The sequence below is a fragment of the Mesorhizobium sp. WSM4850 genome (assembly GCF_055811735.1).
Genome location: NZ_JBVVPV010000052.1, coordinates 35,217 through 44,080, shown reverse-complemented (window position 1 = coordinate 44,080; position 8,864 = coordinate 35,217). Strand labels below are relative to the sequence as shown.

The 8,864-nt window shown below is 63.8% G+C and carries 5 protein-coding genes and 1 pseudogene; 1 reads left to right on the top strand and 5 read right to left on the bottom strand.

Features of this window, described 5'->3' with window-relative positions; all coding sequences use genetic code 11:
• Positions 1–181, bottom strand: a pseudogene (locus AC0L2Z_RS30625) (hypothetical protein); the annotation flags it as partial.
• Between the two features lie 234 nt (positions 182–415).
• On the opposite strand from AC0L2Z_RS30625, the gene AC0L2Z_RS30620 reads away from it, so the two are divergent.
• Positions 416–2,377 (top strand): M23 family metallopeptidase, encoded by a 1,962-nt coding sequence (locus AC0L2Z_RS30620; RefSeq protein WP_023797309.1) that lies wholly within the window; start codon positions 416–418, stop codon positions 2,375–2,377.
• Between the two features lie 20 nt (positions 2,378–2,397).
• Here AC0L2Z_RS30620 and AC0L2Z_RS30615 read toward each other — a convergent pair whose 3' ends face one another.
• The 4 genes from AC0L2Z_RS30615 to clpB all read right to left on the bottom strand — a co-directional run bounded on the left by AC0L2Z_RS30615 (position 2,398) and on the right by clpB (position 8,830).
• Positions 2,398–3,945: an MFS transporter gene (locus tag AC0L2Z_RS30615; RefSeq protein WP_473630121.1), complete on the bottom strand. Its 1,548-nt coding sequence runs from the start codon at positions 3,943–3,945 to the stop codon at positions 2,398–2,400.
• 137 nt (positions 3,946–4,082) lie between these two features.
• A complete protein-coding gene (locus tag AC0L2Z_RS30610) occupies positions 4,083–5,561 on the bottom strand; it encodes a L,D-transpeptidase family protein (protein WP_473630120.1) in 1,479 nt (492 codons plus the stop codon).
• Positions 5,562–5,813: 252 nt separating this feature from the next.
• Complete coding sequence (locus AC0L2Z_RS30605; RefSeq protein ID WP_027153335.1) at positions 5,814–6,179, bottom strand: MmcQ/YjbR family DNA-binding protein; 366 nt, start codon at positions 6,177–6,179, stop codon at positions 5,814–5,816.
• A gap of 44 nt (positions 6,180–6,223) precedes the next feature.
• Complete coding sequence (gene clpB / locus AC0L2Z_RS30600) at positions 6,224–8,830, bottom strand: ATP-dependent chaperone ClpB (protein WP_473630119.1); 2,607 nt, start codon at positions 8,828–8,830, stop codon at positions 6,224–6,226.
• Positions 8,831–8,864: the final 34 nt, after the last annotated feature.

Here is an 8,864-nt window from a genome sequence, read left to right as displayed (position 1 = left end):
ACTTCTTCGTCGCCAGCGGCGCGCCGCCCTCGTTGGTGAGGCGTATATAGTCGGCGCCCATCCAAAGTGTCAACAACGATTTCGGTCTTTTTTGAATTTTTTGCGACGAAAGATTGCGGCGCCGATTTTCGGTAGCCGACTTCCGCGGCGGCATGGGGATAACAAAGCCGAACATCGCCACGGAGCCCTATTGCCGCCGCATTGCGGTTTGACACCAAGGCCAACGAAGCTGGCGCAGCACCACCGGCGCGGCGCCTTACAAGAGACTGTAAGAGAGCCACTAAGAGAGAAGTATGACTGGGGATCTCGGCCGAAGCCAGCCGCTTCGTTGACTTCGCCCGCCGTGACAGGCAAATGTCATGGCCACAACAAAAGCGACAAGCCGTCCCGCCCGGGGAAGAAGCAGCCTTTCTGGATGCCAGATACGGAAAATGTCATAGCCGAACTCGGCAACGAGCCGCCGCTGATTGCGGACGGTCGCAGTGGCCCGCCCGACCGGCGCGAGGTTTCGGCGCGCTGGCTGTCGGGCACTTTTCTTACCGGCGTGACGTCGAGCGTGCTGATGGGTGTGGCGCTGTTCGCAGCCCTCGACGGCCGTCAGCAATTGGCGACGCCGCCCGAAATCGCCGAACTGATCAGCCTTGCGAGAGGCGACGATTCCGGCGAGATCGCCAAGACTACCAGGCTGGTGGCGCCGCGCCAGATCGCCAAGGCCAAGGACCGCCGGCGCATGGAAGTGCCGATGGTGACCAAGGTCGGCGACCGCGATGTCATCCACACCATGCCTTTCGTGCAGATCAAGATGGCGCTTGCCGCCGGGCACACGACCAGCCGCGCCTATCCGCCTTTCAATCCGATGCAGGTGTTTGGCGACGACCGCGACGGCAATGCCGGTCAGCCGGCGACCGCCGCCGCAGGCCAGATCTATGGCGCCAAGGTCGAAAGCGAGTTGAGCCTGAAAACGGTCGATTTCCCAATCGAGACGGCAGCGTTCGACGAAAAGAGTGACTTGTCCGCCGACGAGGTGGAAAAGGTGGTGCGCGAGGCCGGCACGGGTCTGAGCGACGGCGCCGTGCAGGTCGCATCGCTGCATTATGTCGACCCGCAGCGATTCGGCGATGCATTCGCCGAGAGCATGGCCGGCTCCTACGACGTCAGGATCGTTCCGGAAAACGTCTCGGTGTCGCCGCGTGCTGCCCCCGACGATCAGGCGCCGGCCTTCGCCGAGGAGATCATCCCCTTCACCAGGGACCGCAACATCGTCGAGGCTTTCGCCGATTCGGGCTATACCGGCGAGGACGCCACCGGTATGGCCGAGGCGATCGCCAAATTGCTGAATGCGACAGCGCTCAAGGCGGGAACCGTGCTGCGCGTCGGCCTCGAGATCCATGGCGACGCCGCCAAGGTCGTTCGCACCGGCATCTACGACAGGGCCCAGCATATCGTCACCATCGCGCTCGATGATCACGGCCAATATGTGCCGGCGCAGGAGCCGGAGCCCAATCCCGAATTGCTGACCGCGTTCGATGATTCGCCGCCGGTGGTGGTGCGCGGCAATCTGCCGAACGTCTATGACGGCATCTACCGCGCCGCCTACTCCTACGGCATGTCCAAGGCGATGACCAAGCGGCTGATCAAGCTCCTGGCGTCCGGCGTCGATTTCCAGTCGCGGCTCAATCCGTCGGACCGCATCGAGGTGCTGTTCTCGCAGCCGGATGGCGACGACCGGGCATCCGACGAATCCGAGCTGCTCTATGTCTCGGCGAGCTTCGGCGGCACGACGCGTAATTTCTACCGGTTCCAGATGCAGGACGGCAGCACCGACTATTTCGACGAGGACGGCCGCAGCGCCCAGCAATTCCTGCTGCGCAATCCCCTGCCCGCAGGAAAATTCCGCTCCGGCTTCGGTGCCCGCAGGCATCCGATCCTCGGCTATGTGCGCTTGCATACCGGCGTCGATTGGTCAGCCGCCATCGGCACGCCGATCATCGCCGCCGGCAACGGTGTCGTCGAGAAGGCCGGCTGGGCCGGCGGCTATGGCAAACAGATCATCCTCCGTCACGCCAATGGCTACGAGACCTCCTACAATCACCAGAGCGCATTTGCCAAAGGCATCGCGCCGGGCGTGCGCGTCCGCCAAGGCCAGACCATCGGCTTTCTCGGCCAGACCGGCCTCGCCACCGGTCCGCATCTCCACTACGAGCTGATCGTCAACGGCACCAAGGTCGACCCGATGCGCGTTCGCCTGCCGGTCGGCAAGGTGCTGAAGGGCGACGACCTCGTTGCCTTCAAGCGCGAGCGCGGGCGCATCGATGATCTGCTCAAGCAGGAAGACAATGATTCGCTGAAGGTCGCGAGCGCCAAGATTGAAGGCTGAGCTGAGTTGGGCCTGGCTGCTCAGCGCTGCGGAGCCTCGGATCCACGCGGCCATGGCAGTCGCTCGCCGGAAACAGTTGTCCACGCCACGATCGCCGAGAGCAGGCAAAGCAGCGCGGTCACCAAGGCGACTGCTGCGAACGCTGCGTCGCTGGCGGCAAGCCTTGCTGCATCGACATCCGGCGCCGGTTCGCCGAAACCCGGAATGCCGGATGCGGCACCGCTGTTCAGCACGGCTGCATAGACCCAGGCCGCCAGTGACCCCATCGCCGCCACTGCGATCAGGCCGCCAATGCGCGAGACGGCATTGTTGATTCCCGAGGCAGCACCGGTATCCTTGTCCTCGACCGCCGTCATCACCGCCGTCGACAGCGGCGACACCACCAGCGCCATGCCGAGCCCCATCAGCGCCATCAGCGGAAACACGCCCCACCAGAAACTGTGGAAGCCAGCATAGGCCAGCACGGCAAGCCCGGCAAAGGCGACAGCGACGACGAGACTGCCGCTGGCGATCGGAAAACGCGGACCGATCCGGTCGGACCACTGGCCGACCGGCCCCGACAACAGCGCGATCAAGACCGACAGCGGCAGGAAGATGAAGCCGACCTCGGCGGCGCTCAGCCCCCATCCGGCGATAAGCAGCATCGGCAGATAGAACAGGTTGGCCGACAGTGCGAAATAGAGGAAGAAGGTCGCCACATTGGCGCCGGCGAAGGCGCCGACCCGAAACAGCGAGAGATCGATCATCGGTTCGCGCTGGCGGCGCTCGAAGACAATGAACACGATGAGCAGCACCGCGCCGGCGGCAATGCTCGGGCCGGACATTTGCCCCTCGCCCTCTGCACTCATCGAAGTCAAGCCGTAGGCAAGCGCTCCGAACGCCAAGGTGGCGAGTGCAGCGCCGCCGAGATCGAGGCTGCGCCTTTCGGTCGGCGCGTCGGCCGGGACCTTGGCGAGAAGATAGATCGAGACAAGACCAAGCGGCAGATTGACCGCGAAGATCACCCGCCAGATGCCGTCGCCGAAGGCCGACAAGACTACGCCGCCCAGCACCGGGCCAAGCGCCGTCGTCAGCGCCGAGGCTGCCGCCCAGATGCCGATCGCCCTGCCGCGCTCCTTCTTCGGATAGGCCTTGGCGATAATAGCGAGGCTGCCTGGCACCATGATGGCAGCACCGATGCCCTGGATGGCGCGAAACGCAATGAGCATTGGTGGATTCGGCGCCACCGCGCAGACAAGCGAGGCGGCAATGAACAGCGCGATGCCTGCCACGAAAGCATGCCGCAGGCCAAAACGGTCGCCGGCGGCGCCGCCAACAAGGATGAGTGCCGAAAGCGTCAGCGCATAGGCGTTTGAAATCCACTGCGCCTCGGCGAAACTGGCGCCAAGATCGACGCGGATCGCCGGCGTGGCGATGGCCAGGATCGAGCCGTCGATGAAGCCAAGCGCGGAAGCCAGGATCGCCGCGATCAGCACGAACCTGCGTCGCGATTGCGGGCAGAACGTATCGGCCGGCAGCTGCTTGACCAGGGGGACGGCTTCGGCGCCGACTTCGCTTGGAGAACGCATGAAGCCTGCTTAGACCTCCTATGCGCCGGCAACAACCGGCCAAAGGGTTGCTGTCGTTGAAACCAGAACAGGATCACGTCGCCCAAAGAGCCTGCTCCCGGGTTGGCCCAAGACTGCGCGATGATTTGGGATAGGGCTCAGTCGATGAATTCCACCGTGACCCCCGGCGACACGATTTTTGCCAGTTCGCGCGCGTCCCAATTGGTCAGCCGCACGCAGCCATGACTTTCGGTCTTGCCGATCTTGGAGGGGTCGGGTGTGCCGTGAATGCCGTAGGTCGGCTTGTCCAGCGCAATCCAGACCGAGCCGACGGGGCCGTTCGGGCCCGGCGGGATGGTCAGGATCTTGTTGTTTTCGCCCTGCTTGAAATTGATGTTCGGATTGTAGGTGTAGTTCGGGTCGAGAGCGACCCGCGACACCGCATGCGTGCCGGTGGGTGAAGGCGTGTCCGCCGAGCCGATGGTGGCTGGATAGGCCGCGATCAGCTTTCCCGACGCGTCATAGGCGCGGGCCTGCTTCTTGCCCTTGTCAGCGATGATGCGTGCCACCGGCGTGGCCACCAGCCTGCCGAAATTGGCGACCTTGATGATCGTGCCGGGACGGTTGAAATTGGCTTCCGGATTGAGCGCCTCCAGATAGTTCTCGTCCATGTGGAACCGCTCGGCCAGCGCTTCGGTGACTGAGGTGTAGCTCAGCCGTTCGAGTTGCGCCTTCTGGCCGTAGTCTTCCGGCACCGAGGCGACATAGGGGCCGGCCGCATCCTCGGGCGTGATGCTGTAGGAGGCGAAGGCATCGCCGCCGGATTGCTCAAGCGCCGCCTGGATGCCGACCACATCGGTCGACCGCAGATTGCTGCCGGTGATCTCGTTATAGGCGGCGAGCGCCTTGTCGACATTCGAGCCGAAGCGTCCGTCGACGACGCCGGGCGAAGCGCCGGCGCGGTCGAGCAGCACTTGCAGCGCCGCGACCTCCTGGCGTGCACCGAGTGAAAGCGACGGATCGACGACAATCTTCCCGTCGATCTTTGGCGGCAGTGCCGCCTGGTCGCCCGGCGCCGTCGGTTCGACCGGTTCGATCGCAGCCTCGTTGAGCGGCTGGCGCTTGACGGTGCGCGGCCTTACCGGCTGCGGCGCTTCCGGATAATTGTTGCCATAGTTGCCGCCATCCACCGGTGCTTCGGGAAAAGCGTCCACCGGATCGCCGTAGGGATCATATTCCTCGACCGGCGGTACGACGATCAGGCCCTCCTCTTCCAATTGCCTGCGGCGCAAGCGCGCCGTGTCGTCCGGATCGTCGAGATAATAGCGGTCGTCCTCGACCGGTCCGAGATTGCGCAAGCCCTCGCGGCGGAGTGCGCGGCGATCGAACCTGGTCTGCGGCGGCTGGATGGCGAGCACCTTGCCGGTTTCCGTATCGACGATGACGCGGTTTCCTCTGGCGTCGTAGTAGACGTCGAAATCGCCGTTCTGGGCGACCAGCACAGCATGGCTATCCGCGGCTCGGGCATCCGCGGCGCGGGCAGATCGCGGCGCGATGTCCTGCGTCGGCGCGGCCATTACACTCGAAGAAAGCAGCCCGGCGGCGAACGCCGAAAGGGTGAAGATCGTGCGGAACATGCTGGCCAAATTCTCCGGTCCGTAATTGCCGCCGCCCGGCGTTGTCTCTTTAGAGCGCCGCGCGTCCCTTCGGACGCGCAGGGACGCTCTAACACTTAAAAAACTCCGCATCATGCTTCCCGAAAATCCAATTCGATTTTCGGGCCTTTGCGGCAGGCGAACCCTTCGCCAGCAAATCAGTTGCCAACCATAAGGTTCCAACATGAACCGGGCATGAAGATGGCGGATTTCTGGCGGCCTGGAGCAAGAACACTAGCTGGCGGCGAATCCCAATTCCTTGCGCGCCTGCTTCGTCAGCTTGAGCACGACAAGGCGGTGGCTTTCGCGCAGATAGTCTTTTAGCGCGTCATCGTCCATGCTTTGGCTTGTCTGGCGCTGGATCCATTTCATGCCGCGTGAGGCAAGATAGGGCGCGGGCCGAAGGCCCGGCTGTTCCTTCAAGATGTCATAAGCGATGTCGGAGCATTTGAAGGTGACGAACGGCTCCTTGCCATCGCTCCAACCGCCGATCGCAAAGACCTTGGCTCCGACTTTCCAGACATGAGCACCGCCCCACTGGACGACATGGGTCGCCGACGGCAGCGAGGCGCAGAAGCTGTTGTAGTCGTCCAACGTCATCTGCGCCCCCGTTTAATTTTTTGATTATGCGGCGGCCTCGAAAATCAGGCCGCCGCCTCGGTCGCTACGATCGTCGGCTTCGACCGGAAGTTCAACCGGTCGGAACCAGCGGTGACCTTGACGGTCGAACTGTCGAGGATGTCGCCGAGCAGGATCTTCTCCGCCAGCGGATCCTGCAGTTCCTTCTGCATCACCCGCTTCAACGGTCGCGCGCCATAGGCCGGATCGTAGCCCTTGGCGGCCAGCCAGTCGATCGCCTCCTGATCCAGCGAAAGCGTGATCTTGCGATCGACGAGCAGACTTTCCAGCCGCTTGAGCTGGATCTCGACGATGCGGCCCATATCCTGGCGGCGCAGCCGGTGGAACAGGATCACCTCGTCGACGCGGTTGAGGAACTCCGGCCGGAACGACGCCCTGACGACTCCCATCACCTCGTCGCGGACGACATCGACGTCTTGGTTCTCGCCGAGACTGACCAGATATTCGGCGCCGAGGTTCGACGTCATGATGATCAGCGTGTTGCGGAAATCGACCGTGCGGCCCTGACCGTCGGTCAGGCGGCCATCATCGAGCACCTGCAGCAGCACGTTGAACACGTCCGGATGCGCTTTCTCGATCTCGTCGAACAGCACGACCTGGTAGGGGCGGCGCCGCACCGCTTCGGTCAACGCGCCGCCCTCCTCATAGCCGACGTAGCCGGGAGGCGCGCCGATCAGCCGGGCGACCGAGTGCTTCTCCATGAACTCCGACATGTCGATGCGCACCATGGCGCTCTCGTCGTCGAACAGGAAGCTGGCAAGCGCCTTGGTCAGTTCGGTCTTGCCGACGCCCGTCGGTCCGAGGAACATGAACGAACCGATCGGCCGGTTCGGATCCTGCAGGCCGGCGCGGGCACGGCGAACCGCTTTCGACACGGCCTGCACCGCCTCGCCCTGGCCTACGACACGCTTGCCGATTTCGTCTTCCATGCGCAGCAGCTTGTCACGCTCGCCTTGCAGCATCTTGTCGACCGGAATGCCGGTCCAGCGCGACACGATGTGGGCGACGTGATCGGGGGTGACCACCTCTTCGACCATGCCGACCTTGCCGTCTTGCGCCTCGGCCTGTGTCAGCTTCTTTTCGAGCTCCGGAATCTTGCCATAGGCAAGCTCGCCGGCGCGCTGGAATTCACCTTTGCGCTGGGCGATGGCGAGCTCGTTGCGCGCCTCGTCGAGCTGTTTCTTCAGGTCGGCGGCGAGCCCGAGCTTCTGCTTTTCGGCCTGCCACTTCGAGGTCAGTTCGGTCGATTCCTCTTCCAGGGCGGAAAGATCCTTTTCGAGCCGGGCGAGCCGGTCCTTCGACGCGTCGTCCTTCTCGACCTTCAGCGCCTCACGCTCGATCTTGAGCTGCATGATGCGGCGGTCGATCTCGTCCAGCGCTTCGGGCTTCGAATCGACCTGCATCCGCAGCCGCGACGCGGCCTCGTCGACAAGGTCGATCGCCTTGTCCGGCAGGAAGCGGTCGGCGATGTAGCGGTTGGACAGCGACGCTGCCGCGACCAGCGCCGAATCCGAGATGCGCACTTTGTGGTGCTGCTCGTACTTCTCCTTCAGGCCGCGCAGGATGGAGACCGTGTCCTCCACTGTTGGCTCATTGACGAAGACCGGCTGGAAGCGGCGGGCAAGGGCGGCGTCCTTCTCGACATGCTTGCGGTATTCGTCGAGCGTCGTCGCGCCGACGCAGTGGAGTTCGCCGCGTGCCAACGCCGGTTTCAACAGGTTCGATGCATCCATGGCGCCATCCGCCTTGCCGGCGCCGACCAGCGTGTGCATCTCATCAATGAACAGGATGATGCCGCCGGCCGCAGCGGTGACTTCCGAAAGAACCGCCTTCAGCCGCTCCTCGAATTCGCCGCGATATTTGGCGCCGGCGATCAGCGATCCCATATCGAGCGCCATCAACTGCTTGTCCTTGAGCGATTCCGGTACATCGCCATTGACGATGCGCAACGCCAGCCCTTCGGCGATCGCCGTCTTGCCGACGCCTGGTTCACCGATCAGCACCGGATTGTTCTTGGTGCGGCGCGACAGCACCTGGATGGTGCGGCGGATCTCGTCGTCGCGGCCGATGACCGGGTCGAGCTTGCCGGCGCGACCGTCGGCGGTGAGATCGCGCGCGTACTTCTTAAGCGCATCATAGCCCTGCTCGGCGCTCGCCGAATCGGCGGTGCGACCCTTGCGGACGTCGTTGATCACCTGGTTCAGCGCCTGTGGAGTCACGCCGGCCTTGGTCAGGATGTCGGCGGTCTTGGCGGATTTTTCGACCGCCAGCGCCGTCAGCAGCCGCTCGACCGTGACGAAGCTGTCGCCGGCCTTCTTTGCCAGTTCCTCGGCGGTCGAGAACACTTTGGCCAGCGGTTGCGCCAGATAGAGCTGGCCGTTGCCGCCCTCCACCTTGGGCATTGCCTCAAGTGCCGTCTCGACGCCCAGCTTGACGTCGCGGACGCTGCCGCCGGCGCGCTCGATCAACGACGGTGCCAGGCCCTCGTCGTCGTCGACGAGCACTTTCAATATGTGTTCGGGGGTGAACTGCTGGTGGTTGCGCGAGAGCGCCAGGGTCTGCGCCGACTGGATGAAGCCGCGCACGCGCTCGGAATATTTTTCAAGGTTCATATCTGTCTCCTTCCGTCACCGGCCCGCTTTGCGG

Coding starts and splice junctions, on each gene's coding strand:
- AC0L2Z_RS30615 (WP_473630121.1), bottom strand. CDS start 3,945: ATGCGTTCTCCAAGCGAAGTCGGCGCCGAAGCCGTCCCCCTGGTCAAG.
- AC0L2Z_RS30605 (WP_027153335.1), bottom strand. CDS start 6,179: ATGACGTTGGACGACTACAACAGCTTCTGCGCCTCGCTGCCGTCGGCG.
- clpB (WP_473630119.1), bottom strand. CDS start 8,830: ATGAACCTTGAAAAATATTCCGAGCGCGTGCGCGGCTTCATCCAGTCG.
- AC0L2Z_RS30620 (WP_023797309.1), top strand. CDS start 416: ATGCCAGATACGGAAAATGTCATAGCCGAACTCGGCAACGAGCCGCCG.
- AC0L2Z_RS30610 (WP_473630120.1), bottom strand. CDS start 5,561: ATGTTCCGCACGATCTTCACCCTTTCGGCGTTCGCCGCCGGGCTGCTT.